Consider the following 17,794-nt stretch of genomic DNA (forward strand, 5'->3'; position numbering starts at 1 on the left):
ACACTCTCTGGCCTAATGGGCCCCTACCTTTTCCGTCATGACCTCCACGTCCACCTCCAGCACCACCGAGATACCTCCGGGCGGCGCCGAGACGCCCCCGGGCTCCGGCGGGACATCCCCGGCCCGAGCCGCGGCGACCCCGGATTGCGCGCCCCCGACCGTCGGGGCCTCCGGCGCGGGCGACCGCCGCCGCTGGTTCGCGCTCGCCATCGTGATGACCGCGGCCTTCATGGACCTCGTCGACGTCACGATCGTCAACATCGCCATCCCGTCGATCAAGCGGGACGCCGGCGCCACCTTCAGCCAGATCCAGTGGATCACCGCCGGTTACGCGCTCGCCTTCGCCGCTCTGCTGATCACCGGCGGACGGCTCGGCGACATCCACGGCCGCAAGCGGCTCTTCCTCGTCGGCATCGGCGGCTTCACGCTCGCCTCGGCGCTCTGCGGCTTCGCCGCGAACCCGGAGATGCTGGTCGCCTCCCGCATCCTCCAGGGCGGCATGGCCGCGATGATGGTGCCGCAGGTGCTGTCGATCGTGCATGCCACGTTCCCCGCGGAGGAGCGCGGCAAGGTCTTCGGCCTGTTCGGCGCGATCGTCGGACTCGGTGCGGTCTCCGGTCCGCTGCTGGGCGCGCTGCTCACCCAGTGGAACCTGTTCGGCCTCGAGTGGCGGCCGATCTTCCTGATCAATCTGCCGGTGGGCATCGTGGGTCTGCTGCTGGGACGGAAGTTCATCACCGAATCGCGGGCACCCCGGGCGCTGAAGCTGGACATGGTGGGCGTGGCGCTCGTCTCGCTCGGGCTGCTGATGCTGCTCTACCCGCTGACGCGCGGCCGTGAGCTGCACTGGCCGCTGTGGGGCTACCTGTCGATGGCCGGTGCGTTCGTCGTCTTCGGCGCGCTCGTGGCGTACGAACGGCGCAAGACCCGCAAGGACGGTTCGCCGCTCGTCGAGCTGTCGCTGTTCCGGGTGAAGAGCTTCAGCGCCGGCATCGCCGTACAGCTCACCTTCGGTGTCGCGTGCGGCATCTTCTTCCTGGTCTGGACGCTCTACATGCAGATCGGTCTGGGCTGGAGCGCGCTGCGTGCCGGTCTGACCGGCGTGCCGTTCTCGATCGCCGTGTCGGTGGCGGCCGGGATGTCCGTGCAGCAGCTGGTGCCCCGGTTCGGCCGCAAGGTGCTCCAGGCGGGGGCCCTGATCATGGCCGCGGGTGTCGGGCTGTACATCTGGGAGTCCGACCGGTACGGCGCCTCGATCGCTTCGTGGCAGATGGCGCTCCCCCTCGTCGTGATGGGCGTCGGCATGGGCCTGATCGTGGCGCCGCTGACCGACGCGGTGCTCTCGGAGGTGCCGAAGGAGCATGCCGGTTCGGCGTCGGGCCTGATCAACACCGTGCAGCAGATGGGCAACGCCCTGGGGCTCGGGCTGGTCTCCGTGGTCTTCTTCGGGGTCATCGGCGACCATCTGACCCGGGCGCAGGTGCCCGCGGCCTTCATCGACGGCTTCCAGCACGCGCTGGGATGGGTGGCCGGGGTGCTCGGTCTGATCTTCCTGGCGATGTTCGCGCTGCCCGCCCGCGCGGGGGGCAACGCCGAGGCCGAGGCGGCCGAGGTCGGCGCGGTCGAGCAGGAGGCCGTTCCGGTCGCCTGATTCCGGCGGGCCGGACCGACCCAGGACGTGCGGGGTCGTCCGCATCAGGGGTGCAGGGGTTTCCCTGCACCCCTTCTTCGCGCCTTCTTCCCGTCGCACCGCATCCCGTTGCAGGGGAGGCCGAGCGCCTGTGTGGGGAGGCCGAGCGCCTGCACCGCACCCCGCTGAAGCCCGTTCATGCCCGAATCGTGCCCGAACCTGTTTACTTTCGGGTCATGGAGTCGTAGTCTCGTGGTGAAACCACAGGTTCGGGCATCAATCGGAGGCATCCGGACATGTACGCCCCGGAGCGGCAACAGGAGATCCTTCGGCTGGCACGCGAAGGCGGCCGGGTCGACGTCCTGTCGCTCGCCGACGCGTTCCAGGTCACCGCCGAGACCATCCGGCGCGATCTGAAGGCGCTCGACCGCGCCGGCCTCGTCCGCCGGGTGCACGGCGGCGCCATCCCCGCCGGCCGCCTCGACTTCGAGCCGGACCTCGCCGAACGCGAGGGCACCGCCGCCGACGAGAAGGACCGCATAGCGCACGCCGCCCTCGGTGAGCTGCCCGCCGACGGCGGCACCGTCATCCTCGACGCGGGCACCACCGTCGCCCGCCTCGCCGCCTCGCTCCCGCTGGAGTCGACCCTCACCGTCGTCACGCACGGCCTGCCCACCGCCGCGCGCCTCGCCGACCACCCCGGCATCCAGCTCCACCTCATCGGCGGCCGCGTCCGGCACCGTACGCGCGCCGCGGTCGACGCATGGGCCCTGCGCGCCTACGCCGAGATCCGCGCGGACGTCCTGTTCCTCGCCGCCAACGGCTTCTCCGCCGAGCACGGGCTGACCACGCCCGACCTCGCCGAGGCCGCCGTGAAGCGTGCGGCCGTCGCCGCCGCCCGCCGGGTGGTGCTGCTCGCCGACTCGGCCAAGCACGGCGAGGAGCACTTCGCACGGTTCGGGGACCTGGGCGATGTGGACCTGCTGATCACCGACAAGGGACTGAGCCCCGACGACGCCGCCGTCATCGAGGGAGGCGGCACGGAAGTACTGCGTGTGTGAGGTGCCTCCGCCCCGGCGGGCGCACCTGGTTCGAGAAACGAGTGAGCATGATCCTGACCGTCACCCCCAACCCCTCCCTGGACCGTACGTACGAGGTCCCGTCGCTGGACCGCGGCGAGGTCGTCCGGGCCACGGGCGAGCGCATGGACCCGGGCGGCAAGGGCGTCAACGTCTCGCGGGCCGTCGCCGCCGCGGGGGTCCGCACGCTCGCCGTGCTCCCGCTGGGCGGCGCGCCGGGCGCGCTGGTCGCCGGACTGCTCGACGCGCAGGGCATCGAGGTGGCGCCGGTACCGGTCGCCGGGCAGACCCGCTCCAACATCTCCCTCGCCGAACCCGACGGCACCCTGACGAAGATCAACGCGCCGGGCCCCGAACTCGCCCCGGACGAGCAGGAACTGCTCCTCGGCACCGTCCACCGGCGCTCCGTGGGCGCCGACTGGATCGCCTGCTGCGGCAGCCTGCCACGCGGGCTCGCACCCTCCTGGTACGCCGAGCTGGTCGCCCGAGCGCATGCGGCGGGCGCCCGGATAGCGCTGGACACCTCAGGCCCCGCGCTCCTCGCGGCCCTGCGCGAACACCCGGACGTCGTCAAGCCGAACGCCGAGGAGCTGGCCGAGGCCGTCGGCCGCCCGCTCGCCACGGTCGGCGACGCGGTCAAGGCCGCCGAGGAGCTGAGGGAGTCCGGAGCCCGGGCGGTCCTCGCCAGCCTCGGTGCCCACGGTCAACTGCTCGTCGACGGGGCGGGCGTGTGGTTCGCCACCGCTCCGGCGGCCACGGTCCGCAGCAACGTCGGCGCCGGTGACGCCTCACTCGCCGGCTTCCTCATCGCCGGAGGCGACGGACCCGGATCCCTGGCATCGGCGGTCGCCCACGGCGCCGCCGCCGTCCAGCTCCCCGGCAGCGCCATGCCGGCCCCGTCCGACCTGAACCCGGCCGCGGTGCAGGTCACCACGGACGTACCCCTCGACCGCCCCCTGACGGAGCCTGCGCCATGACCGCTTCCCCCACCTCTGCCACCCCCGTCCCCACCTCCGCCCGCAGGGCGATACGCGTGTGAAGGAGCCCGCGATGAGCGAGATGATCACCGCGGACCTGGTCGACCTCGACCTGTCCGCCGACACCAAGGAGGCGGCCGCCCGCGCGCTCGCCGAGCGGATGGTGGCCCTGGGCCGGGTGACCGACCTGGAGGGCTTCCTCGCCGATGTGGCGGCGCGCGAGGCGCAGATGCCGACCGGCCTGGACGGCGGTATCGGCATCCCGCACTGCCGCAGCGTGCACGTGACCGAGCCGACCCTCGCCTTCGGGCGCAGCGCGGCCGGCGTCGACTTCGGAGCGGCGGACGGTCCGGCCGACCTGATCTTCCTGATCGCCGCTCCGGCGGGCGCCGACGACGCCCATCTCACGATCCTGTCCTCGCTGGCCCGGCACCTCATGGACACGGGGTTCACGGGAGCCCTGCGGGGTGTGCGGGACGCGGGCCGGGCGGCCGCACTGATCCGCGGGGACGCGCCCGCCGAACCGGAGCCGCGGACGGAGGTCGAAGCGACGCACGCGGCCGGTGAGGCCGTGGTCGCGGCGGCAGCGGCAGCGGCCGCGGCCACGGGCCGAAGCGCGGCCGACTCCGGGGGCGTGCCGGAGAACGCGGAGAGCAACGCCGCGGTGGAGGGCGAGGGGGCGCGGGCGAGCGGAGGGACAACGGCGAGCGAAGGGGTGGCGCCGAGCGCGGTGAGCGAGGGAGTGGCGGTGAGCCGGGGTGCGGGCGGGCCTTCCGCTGGCCCGGCCCGGGACGAAGGCCGGGCCGCGCCGTCCGCGGGTGCCGTGCAGGAGCAGCCGGCCACCGCTCCCGAGAACGCCCCGGCACCGGACGCCGCGCCCGCTCCGGTGCCGGGTGCGCAGAACGCCACCGAGGCGCCGGAGACCGCGGACTCCGGCGCCGCGCGGCCCTTCCGCATCGTCGCCGTCACCTCCTGCCCCACCGGCATCGCGCACACCTACATGGCTGCCGAGTCCCTGGAGAACGCGGGGCGGGAGGCGGGTGTCGAGGTGGCCGTCGAGACCCAGGGGTCGGCGGGGTTCACCCGGCTCGACCCCGCGGTCGTCGCGGCCGCCGACGGCGTGATCCTCGCGCACGACGTACCGGTCCGGGAGAAGGAGCGGTTCGCCGGGAAGGCGACCGTCGACGTCGGCGTGAAGGCCGGTATCAACCGCGCTGCCGGCCTCATCGCCGAGGTGCGGGAGAAGGCGGCCCGCGGCGAGGTGTCCGCCACGCACCCGACTCCCGTCGAGAGCGCGGGAGCCGTGGGTGACGGCTACGGCACCAGGCTGCGCAAGTGGCTGATGTCCGGCGTGAGTTACATGGTCCCGTTCGTCGCGGCAGGCGGTCTCCTGATCGCGATCGCGTTCGCGATCGGCGGCTACACGATCAACAAGGCCCCCTCGGTGGCCCAGCACTTCGTGTGGACCGACCACACCAGTTGGGCCGCCCTCATGTTCCAGGTGGGCACCCTCGCCTTCAGCTTCCTCATTCCGGTGCTCGCCGGATACATCGCCTACGGCATGGCGGACCGCCCCGGTCTCGTGCCCGGCTTCGTCGGTGGCGCCGTCGCGATCACCATCAACGCGGGCTTCCTCGGCGGCCTCGCCGCCGGTCTGATCGCGGGCGGCGTCGTCATGGGCATCCAGAAGGTCCGGGTCCCGGCGCCGCTGCGCGGCATCATGCCGGTGGTCGTGATCCCGCTGATCTCCTCGGCGATCGTCGGGTTCCTGATGTTCCTCGTCATCGGCAAGCCCATCGCGGCGCTGCAACACGCCCTCACCGGCTGGCTCCAGGGCCTGTCCGGCGCCAACGCGATCTTCCTGGGCATCGTCCTCGGCCTGATGATGTGCTTCGACCTCGGCGGCCCGGTCAACAAGGTCGCGTACGCCTTCGCGGTCGGCGGCCTCGCCAGTCCGACCGAGGGCAGCCTGAAGGTCATGGCCGCGGTGATGGCGGCCGGTATGGTCCCGCCGCTCGCGATGGCGCTCGCCACGACCGTGCGCGGCCGGCTGTTCACCAAGGCCGAGCGCGAGAACGGCAAGGCGGCCTGGGTGCTGGGTGCCTCGTTCATCTCCGAGGGCGCGATCCCGTTCGCCGCGGCCGACCCACTGCGCGTCATCCCCGCTTCGATGGCCGGCGGCGCGGTCACCGGCGCCCTGTCGATGGCCTTCGGCTGCACCCTGCGGGCCCCGCACGGCGGCATCTTCGTGGTTCCGCTGATCGGCAACCCGCTGCTCTACCTGCTCGCCGTCGCCGCGGGCGTATGTGTGACGACGGCGGTGGTCGTGGTCCTCAAGGGCCTGCGCAAGACGGGCACCGAGACGGACGGGCCGGCCACCGCGTCATCGGCCCCGGCGCGGGGCTCCGGCGCCACGGATGCGAAGGGCAGGGAGCCGATAGCGGCGTAAGCCGCACCGCGGACGGTGGGTGCCAAGGCCACGGCGCCCACCGCACCGGCCTCTCATCGGAAGCTCGAATGTCTGCCTGACGGACCCGCACCGCGGGCGGTGTCACGTCAGCGTATGCCCGTCGCGCGCCTCTCCATCGCCTGTCGGGCCGCCGCCTCCGTGTCGTAGACCTCGCACATGTGGCGGTGGTCCGGCGTTGCCGTGTGCTCGACCTCCCACAGGCTGAGTTCGCTGCCGTCGCGCAGCAGGAACGCGTGCTCGTAGAGCGCGAAACAGAGCCGGGCGGGGCCGGGGCGCGTGCCGGACGCCCGGAAGGGGCGGCCGAAGGCCTGGGTGATCCGGTGGGCGCACGCCGTCCGCAGCAGCCCCTCGGTATCGGTCCCCGGCCCGTCGGTGTTCTCGGCGCGCCGCAGCAGTCGCCGTGCGTGGTCGGCCGAGTCGTCGGGCACATAGGTGAGCCGGGGGAGCGCCACCGGGCAGATGCGCACCGCGGGCAGCTCGAAGTCCGGGGCATCGGGCGGTAACGGCAGCCGCGAGGTCGCCGTACGCAGCTCCTCCTCGTCCACGTACAGCTCGTGCTGCCGGGCGCCCCCGCGGGTCGCGTTGTGGACCAGTTCCCAGAGGGTCAGCGCGCTGCCGTCGGCGAGCAGGAAGGTGTGGCGGTACGTCTCGCGGTGCAGGCCCGCGCTGTGGTGCGCGGAGTGCAACGAACTGTCGTGCACGAGCGCGCAGTCGAGGCTGCGTATCGTCTCGTCGGGCAGCTCGAAGGAGTTCAGGGCGCGTCCGAGCAGGCGTGCGAGCTGTTCCTCCGGAGTCGCGGGCACGGGCGACTCGGATGGCTCGTACGCTGCCGTCTCGTGCTCGTACGGAACGCTCAAGGGATCTCCCGGCATCGCTGCATGTCACCTTGTGGGTGCATACCGTAGCCCCTGTGCAGGACCTTGTGACCGCGAAATACGAAACGGACGGGCCGCGCGGGGAGTTCCCCCGCGCGGCCCGTCCGCGTACGCCCTGTTGTGTGCTCCGGAGCTCGGTCGTGAGGCGTCGCGCCGTCAGACGGCGCTGCCCGCCTTCCACTCGCTCCAGGACATGTTCCAGCCGTTGAGGCCGTTGTCCGGCGCGACCGTCTTGTCCGGCGAGTGTTCCACCTTCACGACGTCACCGATGAGGGAGTTGTCGAAGAACCACTTGGCGATCGTGTCGCCCTGGGCGCCGCGTACGTCAGCGAGACCCACGCACCCGTGGCTGGTGCCCTCGCGCCCGAACGGCGGGTTGCCCTTCGGGTACCAGTAGTTGCCGTGGATGAAGGTGCCGGAGGACGACAGCCGCATCGCGTGCGGCACGTCGGAGATGTCGTACTCGCCGCCGAAGCCGACCGTCGAGCCGTTCATACGGGTCTGCGTGAACTTCTCCGAGATCACCATCTGCCCGTTGTACGTCGTGTGCTGCGGGCTGCCCGACGAGATCGGTATCGTCTTGACGGTGCGCCCGTCCCGCACGACCTTCATGGTCTGCGTGTTGACGTCGACCGTGGAGACCTGGGAGCGGCCGACGGTGAAGCTGACCGTCTTGCGCTGCACCCCGTAGACACCGTTCGCGCCCTGGACGCCGTCCAGGTCGATCTTCATCGTGACCTTGGAGCCCGACTTCCAGTAGTCGTCGGGCCGGAAGTCGAGCCGCTGCGAGCCGAACCAGTGCCCGACGACCTCCTGGCCGCTGCTGGACGACACCGTGATGTGCGACTGCACGGCCTTCTTGTTGCTGATGGCCTTGTCGAACGTGAAGGACACCGGCATGCCCACGCCGACCGTGGTGCCGCCGTCGGGCGTGTACGTCCCGATGAAGCTGTTGGAGTTGCTGACCGTCGTGAAGATGGAGTTGGCCGCCGAGGTCCGGCCCTTGCCGTCCTTCGCGGTCGCCGAGAGCCGGTACTTCGTGCCGCGGTCCAGCTGCTCCTTGGGCTTCCACACGGAGCCGTCCGCCGAGATCGCGCCGGCCACGTCCTTGCCGGTCGCCGACTCGGTCATCTTCACCTGGGTCAGCTTGCCGCCGCTGACCTTCACACCCGTGGCGTTGATGGACGCGCCCGTCGAGCCGTCCTTGGCGGAGATGGTGATCTGCGCCGCCGAGGTGTCGGTCCCGCCGCCCTTGTCGTTCTTGTCGTCGGCCTTGGCGCCGCCGCCGCACGCCGTCAGGGTCAGGGCCCCCACCGCGAGGGCGGCGCATGCCATCAGGACGCGCCGTGGAGTGCGGTTCCTGCTCCCCTCGCTGTGATGCTGAGGCTGCGCGACCTTGTCCGGCGTTGCCACGGGCTGCTCCAGGTTTTCGTGATTCAAGTGGTCAAAGCGGTGTGCTCCGGTGTGTGTAGAGAGCGTGATCGCATTGGAATAGTTCCCTCCACTTGATGTGAGGGGCGACACGGACGTGCCGGCGGGCACGTTGAAGCGGGAGCGCCGCTAACTCCCGTACAACTCCCGGTACGACGGGAAGTCACCACCGGGCCCGGTCACCGTCTCCGCGGCCCGCACCGCCCGGACGATCGCCCGGGTCACCAGGTCCGCGCCCGCCGCGAGGATCTCGTTCAGCGCGAGTGGCTTCCCGGCCGCGAGGGGGCGGTCACCGGTCGCCAGCGCGAAGACCGTGTCACCGTCGTTGAGCAGGTGCACGGGGCGGACGGCCCGTGCGATGCCGTCATGCGCCGTGCCCGCGAGCTTCTGCGCCTGGGCCCGCGTCAGATCGGCATCGGTGGCGACGACGGCGAGCGTCGTGTTCAGCGGCGGCGGCGTGCTCCCCCCGGCCGCTTCCTCCAGCCGCCGTCGCGCCGCCTCGTGCACCCCGGCCTCGGGACGGTCGATGCGCCCCTCGAAGAACTCCCCGTACAGCACACCCGTCAACGGGTCCACCGCAGAGCCCACCGCATTGGCCACCACCAGCGCGGCCACGGTGATGCCGGAGTCGAGCACGGTGCTCGCGGTGCCGACCCCGCCCTTCATCCGGCCGATCACCGCGCCGGTCCCCGCGCCCACGCCGCCGCTCGCCACCGGCGCCCGCTCGTCCGACCCGGCCGCAGCCTCCACCGCGGCCCGGCCCGCCGACGCATCCGGCCGTGCCCCGAAGTCGCCGCCCCGGCCCAGGTCGAAGACGCACGCGGCGGGCACCACCGGCACGACGTGCCGCGGGTCGGCTCCGACCCGTACGCCCCTGCCCTGCTCCTCCAGCCACGCCATCACCCCGGACGCGGCGTCCAGCCCGTACGCACTGCCGCCGGTGAGCACGACCGCATCGATCCGCTGCACCAGGTTCCGCGGGTCGAGCGCGTCCGTCTCCTTCGTGCCGGGGCCGCCGCCCCGCACGTCGACGGCGGCGACCACCCCGCCCTCCGGGGCGAGCACGACCGTGGTCCCGGTGAGCCGGCCGCCACCGGTGAGCGTGGCGTGCCCGACCCGCAGTCCCGCGACATCCGTCAGAGCGTCAACTGTCCGCCGATTCCCAGGTGTGGAGGTCATGCGGCCATGCGTATCACGCGGGCCGGCCGGTCGGGGACGCACCGGCCTCCCGTCAGACGGTCCCCGGTGCCTCCCGGGCCTCCCGGGCCACCATCCGTGCCGTCAGGGTCGTGCCCGTCACCACCGTCAGGGCCGCCACGACACCGGCCGCGAACACCGCCCAGTGTCCCGCGAACGTGCAGGCCAGGATCGCCATCGATGACACGGGCAGCACCAACTGCTGCGCGATGCCGACCTTGAAGTGCCGGGCGTGCAGCAGCCAGACGGTGAACAGGTACAGCGCCATCGGCAGGGTCACCGCGGCCGACGCCTCCAACTGCGGGATGTGCGCCTGGCCCACGGCCTCCTCCACGGCCACCTCCAGACCCGCCCCGATCGCAGCAGCCGAGGAGAAGATCAGATAGTGGCCGTACCCCCACAGGAACGCCTGACGGTTGCTGCGCAGGCGGCCGTGGATCGGCACGACGAAGTAGATCCACCACGCGGCGAACACCATCAGCAGCCCGCCCGCCGCGATCGGCAGCAGCTCGCCCAGCGCATCGAACTCCACGACGCCCGTCTTCACGGCCGACGTGGCCGCGGCGACGGACTCGCCCAGCACGATGATGGTGAACAGGCCGTACCGCTCGGAGATGTGGTGCGGATGCCATGTCGTGCTCCAGCACCGCTCCGCCCAGATGGGCACCGCCAGCTCCGCGACGACCATCACCAGGAACACCCACGGCAGGTAGGGCCCCGGCAGCACCACCAGTCCCGCCCAGCCGATCTGGCAGAGCAGCACGCCGGTCGCATAGCGCAGACAGCCGGCCCGCTCGGCGCCGTGGGACGAGGCCGCGGCCCGCAGCCACTGCGCGATCATCGCCAGCCGCATGATCACGTAGCCGATCCAGACCACGAAGAAGTCGTGGTGCGCGAAGGCCGCGGAGACCCCCGCGGAGAGCACGAGCACACCGGCGATCTGGATGAGCGTCACGACCCGGTAGAGCACGTCGTCGTTGTCGTAGGCCGAGGCGAACCAGGAGAAGTTCATCCAGGCCCACCAGATGGCGAAGAAGATCATCGCGTAGTTGAGCACTCCGCTTCCCGCGTGCCCTCCGGTGACCGAGTGCACGAGTTCGGCGCCCGCCTGTGCGACGGCCACGACGAAACACAGGTCGAAGAACAGCTCCAGCGGGGATGCGACACGGTGCTTCTCGCCGCGCTCCCGCGCCTTCATCCGCCGCAACGGACGGTGCCCGTCGGCGCCACCGGGCACCACGGGTTCAACGGGGTCAGGGGTGGATGTCATGAGCCCAGCACACCAGAAGGGAGCGTCCGTAACCCTCATTGCGCAGGCTGAGTCCGGGCCGTCGGCTCTCGCGCACGCGGGCGGCCGTTCCTCGCGCACGAGGACGGGCGGTCCTTGCGCACGCGGACGGTCGGCCCTCGCGCACGCGGGCGGTCGGCCCTCGCGCACGCGGACGTACGCTTGTGGCATGAGCACCACCCCCGCCTCCGCGCCGCGCGAGCCCCGGCGCGACCCGCATCCCCGGCGCGATCCGCAGGATGCGCTGGTCTTCGACGACCCGCTGAGCCAGCAGTCCTCCGACGACACGGACCGCGGCTGGGGCGAGCGGCCGCGCGGCGACGGCGACAGCGCCGCGGACCTGGCACGCTTCCTCGACGAGAAGCCGCCCCACCACATCTGAGCCGGTCCGGGCGGTCTCCGGGCCGGAGGGGGCGGTCTCCGGGGATGCAGCGGGCGAGCTCCTGGGCGGCAGGGTGGTGAGCTCCGGGGCGGCAGGCGAAAGGGCTTCGGGGAGGCAAGGGGACGAGGTCCGGGCCCTCCCGACGGGGCCTGCCCGTATCCGTCGCACGCTCCGCGCCCGCCGGCCCCTCGTCGTCCCGTGCGGCGCCCCGGCTACGACTCGCCGCGGACCGCGCCCCGCTGGGCGAGCAGGGCGTCCCGGATCTCCTTCAGGACCTCGAGCTCGGTCACCTCGATGATCTCCTTCGCGCCTTCCCTGGCACGCTTGCGGGCCTCCAGGCGTGCCAGGTACTTCGCCATCGGCAGCACCATGCCGAAGTAGACGACCGCCGCGGTGATCAGAAAGGTCAGTGTGGAGCTGAGCACCGAGCCCCACATGATCTGGATGCCGTGGACCGTACCCGTCTTGTCCACGGTGCACTTGCTCGTCAGGCACGAGCTGTACTTCTCCAGGTCCTTCGTGCCGAAGGCACCGACCACCGGGTTGATGAGTCCCTTCACCACGGAGTTGACGATGTTGGTGAACGCGGTACCGATGACCACCGCGACCGCCAGATCGACCACATTCCCGCGCATGAGGAAGGCCTTGAAGCCCTCCCAGACACCTGGCTCCTTCTTCTCGGTCACGACGACCAGGCCTTTCTTCATATCGGCAGGTTGTTGAGCAAGCGACTCCGCAACCTACGGCAGGGCGCGGGCCGCCTGTCCACCGCCGTGACGCGATCGAGCACTTTGCCGGTGAACGCTTCACATCGGGCACACACCACGTCACCACAGCGTCACCGCCAGCCGGGACGTCGCCGCGGCTCCGGCCAGCCGGGCCGCTGTCGGGCGGGGCACGGACAGCACCACTAGGGCGCCTCCCTCCGCCGCGGTGTCCTGCGCCTCGGGCACCTCGACCACGCGGGCACGCGGCGCGACCACCCGGGCCCCGGTCTCCCCGGCCGCCACCACGTCGACACGGTCGCCGGGATGCAGCAGCCGCACCGCCGCCGCGTCCGCGATGCGCACCGGCGCGGTCACCAGCTCAGCGGCGCGCGGCCCCCGGTCGGGTGCGGTCGCCTGCGCAGGCGGCGCTTCCCGGGCCGCGGACCGCGCCGTCGCCGCCTGCGGGGACGCCACGTCACCCGGCCTCGCGGCCACCAGCGCCGCCGCTGTCATCGCGAGCCCCGCCGCCACGGCCCGCCGTCTGTGCCGTACGAGCCGGCCGAACCGGAACCGGCCGCCCCGCACACGCAACGGCGGGAAGAGCGGGACCTCACGGGCCGGGGGAGGGGCTGAGCAGCGTGGGGGATACGGGGACCGGGCGGAGCGCGAAGGAGTCCGGGGACGGGCCGGGGGCCGGGAACGTGTGGAGGACATGGGACCACCGCCTGCGGAGAGGAGTTGTGCCTGCGGTCCCACGATCCGGCCTTGTGCCGATTCCCGCCGACGCCCGTGGACTACCGGGGAGTTGTGGACAACGCCCTCACCCGAAGGAGTCCCTCCGCTGCTGCCTCCGCCGCCGCGCTTTCGCGGCTGCTGCCGCCGCTGCCGCCGCTGCCGCTGCCGCTGCCGTGTCCATCGCCGCTACCACTGCCGCGACGGCCGCAACTGCAACTGCCGCGGCCAGTCCCGCCCCGCCCAGTTCCGCGCCCCCGTCCTCGGCTACGGCAGTTCGAACCCCGGGTCCATCCCGCCCAGCGCCCCCATGCACAGGCAGTCCCGCTTCGCGGTGTCCGGCAGGGCGGCCACCGCGTCGAAGAGGACCCCGCGGAGCCGGTCCACATTGGCCGCGAAGACCGTCAGGACCTCCTCGTGCGAGACGCCTTCGCCGGTCTCGGCCCCGGCGTCGAGATCCGTGACCAGGGTCAGCGAGGTGTAGCACAGCTCCAGTTCACGGGCGAGCACGGCCTCGGGGTGCCCGGTCATGCCGACCACGGACCAGCCCTGCGCCGCGTGCCACAGCGACTCGGCGCGGGTCGAGAACCGCGGCCCCTCGACCACCACGAGCGTGCCGCCGTCGACCGGCTCCCAGTCCCGCCCGCGGGCGGCCTCCACCGCGGTCCTGCGGCCGACGGGGCAGTAGGGGTCGGCCATCGACACATGCACCACGTTCGGCACGTTGCCGCCGGGCAGCGGCAGCCCGTCGAAGTAGGTCTGCGTGCGGGTCTTCGTACGGTCCACGAGCTGGTCCGGCACGAGCAGCGTGCCCGGCCCGTACTCCGGCCGCAGCCCGCCCACCGCGCACGGGCCCAGCACCTGGCGTACGCCCAGGGAGCGCAGCGCCCAGAGGTTGGCGCGGTAGTTGATGCGGTGCGGCGGGAGGTGGTGCCCGCGGCCGTGACGCGGCAGGAACGCGACCCTGCGTCCGGCGATCTCGCCCAGGAAGACCGAGTCGCTGGGCGGCCCGTAGGGGGTGTCGACGGTCACCTCGGTGACGTCGTCGAGGAAGGAGTAGAAACCGGAGCCGCCGATCACACCGATCTCGGCCTGCTGCGCGTTCGCCTGGTTCGCCATGTCCAGCACAGTAGCCGGGCTCCGGATACGCCCGAGACCCCGCCGTCGGAACGACAGGGTCTCGTAAGAGGCTGTGGACGCCTTAGGCGGCGGAGGAGGAGCCGGCCGAGGACGTCGACGACGAGGACTTCGCGTCCGACGTCGAGGACTTCGAGTCCGACGAGGAGGACTTCGCGTCCGACGATGCGGGCTTCGACGACGCCGGGCTGCTGCTCGACGAGGAGCCGCGGCTGTCGTTGCGGTAGAAGCCGGAGCCCTTGAAGACGATGCCGACCGCGGAGAACACCTTCTTCAGGCGACCACCGCAGTTCGGGCACTCGGTGAGCGCGTCGTCGGTGAACTTCTGCACCGCCTCGAGGCCCTCGCCACACTCGGTGCACTGGTACTGATAGGTCGGCACTTGCTTCCTCCTGGCACTCTCACTCATTGAGTGCTAACGACGGTCCATAGTGACGTATTCCGAAGGATCAGTCCACCGTCACAGGCTCGCGGTGACCGACGCCACGCGCGACGGTCCGGCCGGGGGAACGGGGGGCGAGTCGGTCACGCAGCGCCACCACGGTGGCCAGAGCCAGCGCCGTACCGCCCAGCGGCACCAGGAATCCGGCGCCGGTCCACAGGCGGTCCTCCAGCTGTCCCGCGACCGTGACGGCCGCTGCCTGGCCGAGTGCGACGGCCCCGGTCAGCCAGGTGAAGGCCTCGGTACGGGCGGTCGCCGGCACCAGACGCTCGACCAGCGTGTAGCCGGTGATCAGGGCCGGGGCGATGCACATGCCGACCAGCAGGCCGAGGCCGGCCAGGACCAGGGCTGAGTGCGCGAGCCACAGCCCGGAGGCGGCCAGGGTCAGGGCCGTGTAGCCGACGACGAGGCGCTGCTGCGGGGCGACCTTCCAGGCGATCGCGCCGCAGACGATGCCGGAGAGCATGTTGCCCGCGGCGAAGACGCCGTACAGGACGCCGTTCATGCCGGGATCGCCGATCGACTCGGTGAACGCGGCGAGCGAGACCTGCATGCCGCCGAAGACGGATCCGATGCCCAGGAACGTCACGATCAGGACGCGCACCCCGGGGATCCGCAGCGCGGAGACGTGCTCCACCTGCGTCCGCGCTTCGCCGGCGGACCATGCCACGGAGGGCTGTGTGCTCTTCTGCGCGGCGAACAGCAGGCCGCCGACCAGGGTCAGTCCGGCCTCCGTGACCAGACCGGCCGCAGGGTCCACGGCGGTGCACAGGGCCGTCGCGAGGAGCGGGCCCAGGACGAAGGTCAGCTCGTCCGTGACCGACTCGAAGGCGGCGGCCGTCGTCATCAGGGGCGTGCCCTGCAGCTTCACGCCCCAGCGGGCGCGCACCATGGGGCCGATCTGCGGCACCGACGCACCGGTCGGGACGGCCGCGGCGAACAGTGCCCACAGGGGGGCGTGCGACAGCGCGAGCGCGGTCAGTACGAGGGCGGCGGATGTGTGCACCAGCACGCCCGGCAGCAGCACGGCGCGCTGGCCGTGGCGGTCCGCGAGCTTGCCGCTGAAGGGCGCGAACAGCGCCATGGAGACGCCGGTGACGGCGGACACGGCGCCGGCGGAGCCGTAGGACCCGGTGGTGTGCTGCACCAGCAGCACGATGGAGATCGTGAGCATCGCGAACGGCTGGCGCGCCGCGAAGCCTGGGAGCAGGAACGTCCAGGCGCCACGGGTGCGCAGCAGCTGCCCGTAGCCGGGGCGGGCGGAGTCCTTCACGTCCTTCTTCGCAGAGGCCGCGGCAGGCGTCGTCGCTGTCGTGGTCGGGGACGCCGCTGCCGTCGTCGAGGACGGAGCGGCGGTGGGCGAGCCCGTCGAGGCGGTGGTGGTGGCCGTCGCGGCGATGGCCGAGGCCGTGTCCGCAGCCGCCGGAATCGCCGGAGCCGTCGAAATCGCCGAGGTCGCTGAATGCGCCGAAGCCGCCGCAGGGGTCGCCGAAGCGGGGGAGGTGACCGTGGATCCCACGGCCCTTGCCTTTCTGCCACCTGGTAGCGCGCCCGGTCAGGGCCGCCGAGAGCTGTCCACTCGCGCAGAACGCGGTAGATACCGGGGCCCAGCGGGTGGGGGCCGCGGCCGCCGTGCGGTCGCGCCAGCTCTGCGTCAGGCAGAGTTGGTCTAGCAGTGCGGCTTGATTCTATAGGAAGCTACTCGCGTAGACCCTGTGAAGTCCGGCACCGTGCGGATCGTTCACCTGCAATTCGGAAAAGCGCGCCGGCGGGCCGTCGTCGCGCTCCGGGACCCGGCGGAGCCGTCGGACGCGCCCCCGGCGGCAAGTCCCGCACCCCCTCCCGGGGCGTACGGTCCCCCGCCGGAGGCTTCACCCCCGCCCCGCGCCCCCCACGCCGCCGCCCAGCCAACCGGCCAGCTTGCCGCCCTGGCCCACGGCGCGCAGCCGCGCCTCCGCGGCGTCCCGCACGGGGTCCGTCGTCACGACGAGCAGTTCGTCGCCGCGTCGCAGCACCGTCGTCGGCAGGGGCACGAAGGACTTGCTCTCGCGCACGACGAGGGTGACCGCTGCCCCGGCGGGCAGGCGCAGTTCGTTGACCTCGACGCCGTGCATCCGGGAGCCCTCGGGGATGGTCACGGACAGCAGATGGCCGCGCAGCCGCTCCAGGGGCGCCGACTCGATGCCCAGGTCGGCGGCCTCCGCCTCGTCGCCCAGGCGCAGTGCACGGGCCAGCCAGGGCAGTGTCGGCCCCTGGACGAGCGTGTAGACGACCACCAGCACGAAGACGATGTTGAAGATCCGGCGGCTGTCCGCGACGCCGTTCACCATCGGGATGGTGGCCAGGATGATGGGCACGGCGCCGCGCAGCCCGGCCCAGGACATCAGGGCCTTCTCGGCCCAGGGGATGCGGAACGGCACCAGGCTGAGCACGACGGACAGGGGCCGTGCCACCACCGTGAGGATCAGGCCGATGAGGAGTGCGGGGAGGGCGTCGTCGACCAGGTCGTGCGGGGTGACGAGCAGGCCGAGCAGGACGAACATGCCGATCTGCGCGATCCAGCCGACGCCCTCGGCGAAGCCGCGGGTCGCGGGGGAGTGCGGCAGCCTGGCGTTGCCCAGCACCAGCGATGCCAGGTACACGGCGAGGAAGCCGCTGCCGTGGGCCAGGGCCCCGGCCGCGTACGCGGAGACCGCGATGGCCATGACGGCGATCGGGTAGAGGCCGGACGCGGGCAGCGCCACATGGCGCAGGCCGAAGGCGCCGAGGAAGCCGACCGCGAGTCCGATCGCCGCGCCGATGGCCAGTTCGAGGGCTATCTCGCCGATCAGGACGTACCAGTGCTCGACCGGGCCGGCCGTGGAGAAGGCCACGACGAGGATGACGACCGGGGCGTCGTTGAAGCCCGACTCCGCCTCCAGGACACCCGTCACGCGCGCGGGCAGGGGCACCCTGCGCAGCACGGAGAACACCGCCGCCGCATCCGTCGACGACACCACCGCGCCGATGATCAGCGACTGCCGCCACTCCAGGCCCACCAGATAGTGCGCGCCCGCTGCCGTGACCCCGACGCTCACCGCGACGCCGACGAGCGCCAGCGCCGCCGCTGCCGGGATGGCCGGCCGGATCAGTTTCCACTTGGTGCCCAGGCCACCTTCGGCCAGGATCACGACAAGTGCGGCATACCCGATGACCTGGGTCAACTCGGCGTTGTTGAACGAGATGTGGCCCACCCCGTCCTGGCCCATGGCCACGCCGATGCCGAGGTAGATGAGCAGGCTGGGGAGCCCGCTGCGGGAGGAGATCCGCACCGCCGCCACCGCGACGAGGAGGACGAGGGAGCAGACGAGCAGGAGCTTGTCGAGGTGGTGGACGGTCAGGGGCTGAATCCTTTCTGCACGGGACGCCGGGGCGTGCGGCCCTCTGCAACGGGGCCGTCGCCACGCC

General features: G+C 72.1%; 15 protein-coding genes. 5 read left to right on the top strand and 10 right to left on the bottom strand.

Annotation, left to right across the window (positions count from 1 at the left end; genetic code table 11):
• Nucleotides 1-37: 37 nt before the first annotated feature.
• From ACWCP6_RS07910 to ACWCP6_RS07925, 4 genes are all read left to right on the top strand, one after another.
• Nucleotides 38-1,651, top strand: coding sequence for an MFS transporter (locus ACWCP6_RS07910; protein WP_450931495.1), 1,614 nt, complete (start codon nucleotides 38-40; stop codon nucleotides 1,649-1,651).
• A gap of 275 nt (nucleotides 1,652-1,926) precedes the next feature.
• Nucleotides 1,927-2,691, top strand: a complete 765-nt coding sequence (locus ACWCP6_RS07915; RefSeq protein ID WP_450931496.1) for a DeoR/GlpR family DNA-binding transcription regulator — start codon at nucleotides 1,927-1,929, stop codon at nucleotides 2,689-2,691.
• A gap of 47 nt (nucleotides 2,692-2,738) precedes the next feature.
• Nucleotides 2,739-3,686 carry a 1-phosphofructokinase gene (gene pfkB / locus ACWCP6_RS07920; RefSeq protein ID WP_450931497.1) on the top strand — a complete coding sequence of 316 codons (948 nt, stop codon included), beginning with the start codon at nucleotides 2,739-2,741 and terminating at the stop codon, nucleotides 3,684-3,686.
• 73 nt (nucleotides 3,687-3,759) lie between these two features.
• Entirely contained in the window at nucleotides 3,760-6,135 is a 2,376-nt protein-coding gene (locus ACWCP6_RS07925; protein WP_450931498.1) for a PTS fructose transporter subunit IIABC, read from the top strand.
• Between the two features lie 107 nt (nucleotides 6,136-6,242).
• Here ACWCP6_RS07925 and ACWCP6_RS07930 read toward each other — a convergent pair whose 3' ends face one another.
• The 4 genes from ACWCP6_RS07930 to ACWCP6_RS07945 all read right to left on the bottom strand — a co-directional run bounded on the left by ACWCP6_RS07930 (nucleotide 6,243) and on the right by ACWCP6_RS07945 (nucleotide 10,929).
• Nucleotides 6,243-7,013 carry a DUF6227 family protein gene (locus ACWCP6_RS07930; RefSeq protein WP_450931499.1) on the bottom strand — a complete coding sequence of 257 codons (771 nt, stop codon included), beginning with the start codon at nucleotides 7,011-7,013 and terminating at the stop codon, nucleotides 6,243-6,245.
• A 174-nt stretch (nucleotides 7,014-7,187) separates the two neighbouring features.
• Nucleotides 7,188-8,366 (bottom strand): L,D-transpeptidase, encoded by a 1,179-nt coding sequence (locus ACWCP6_RS07935; RefSeq protein WP_450931584.1) that lies wholly within the window; start codon nucleotides 8,364-8,366, stop codon nucleotides 7,188-7,190.
• Between the two features lie 225 nt (nucleotides 8,367-8,591).
• Nucleotides 8,592-9,641: a P1 family peptidase gene (locus ACWCP6_RS07940; protein ID WP_450931500.1), complete on the bottom strand. Its 1,050-nt coding sequence runs from the start codon at nucleotides 9,639-9,641 to the stop codon at nucleotides 8,592-8,594.
• Nucleotides 9,642-9,693: 52 nt separating this feature from the next.
• Nucleotides 9,694-10,929 (bottom strand): low temperature requirement protein A, encoded by a 1,236-nt coding sequence (locus tag ACWCP6_RS07945; RefSeq protein WP_450931501.1) that lies wholly within the window; start codon nucleotides 10,927-10,929, stop codon nucleotides 9,694-9,696.
• A 187-nt stretch (nucleotides 10,930-11,116) separates the two neighbouring features.
• On the opposite strand from ACWCP6_RS07945, the gene ACWCP6_RS07950 reads away from it, so the two are divergent.
• Entirely contained in the window at nucleotides 11,117-11,329 is a 213-nt protein-coding gene (locus ACWCP6_RS07950; protein WP_450931502.1) for a hypothetical protein, read from the top strand.
• A gap of 212 nt (nucleotides 11,330-11,541) precedes the next feature.
• Here the strand turns inward: ACWCP6_RS07950 and mscL are convergent, their stop codons facing one another.
• The 6 genes from mscL to ACWCP6_RS07980 form a co-directional block, all read right to left on the bottom strand.
• Nucleotides 11,542-12,036 (bottom strand): large conductance mechanosensitive channel protein MscL, encoded by a 495-nt coding sequence (mscL, locus tag ACWCP6_RS07955; protein ID WP_450931503.1) that lies wholly within the window; start codon nucleotides 12,034-12,036, stop codon nucleotides 11,542-11,544.
• A 120-nt stretch (nucleotides 12,037-12,156) separates the two neighbouring features.
• Nucleotides 12,157-12,549, bottom strand: a complete 393-nt coding sequence (locus ACWCP6_RS07960) for a hypothetical protein (RefSeq protein WP_450931504.1) — start codon at nucleotides 12,547-12,549, stop codon at nucleotides 12,157-12,159.
• 486 nt (nucleotides 12,550-13,035) lie between these two features.
• Nucleotides 13,036-13,887: an S-methyl-5'-thioadenosine phosphorylase gene (locus tag ACWCP6_RS07965; RefSeq protein WP_450931505.1), complete on the bottom strand. Its 852-nt coding sequence runs from the start codon at nucleotides 13,885-13,887 to the stop codon at nucleotides 13,036-13,038.
• Between the two features lie 82 nt (nucleotides 13,888-13,969).
• On the bottom strand, nucleotides 13,970-14,287 hold the full coding sequence (locus ACWCP6_RS07970; RefSeq protein ID WP_450931506.1) for an FmdB family zinc ribbon protein: 318 nt from the start codon (nucleotides 14,285-14,287) through the stop codon (nucleotides 13,970-13,972).
• A 67-nt stretch (nucleotides 14,288-14,354) separates the two neighbouring features.
• Entirely contained in the window at nucleotides 14,355-15,620 is a 1,266-nt protein-coding gene (locus ACWCP6_RS07975) for an MFS transporter (protein ID WP_450931585.1), read from the bottom strand.
• Nucleotides 15,621-16,218: 598 nt separating this feature from the next.
• Nucleotides 16,219-17,727 (bottom strand): potassium/proton antiporter, encoded by a 1,509-nt coding sequence (locus ACWCP6_RS07980; protein WP_450931586.1) that lies wholly within the window; start codon nucleotides 17,725-17,727, stop codon nucleotides 16,219-16,221.
• Nucleotides 17,728-17,794: the final 67 nt, after the last annotated feature.

This window comes from Streptomyces sp. NPDC002004, assembly GCF_053593975.1.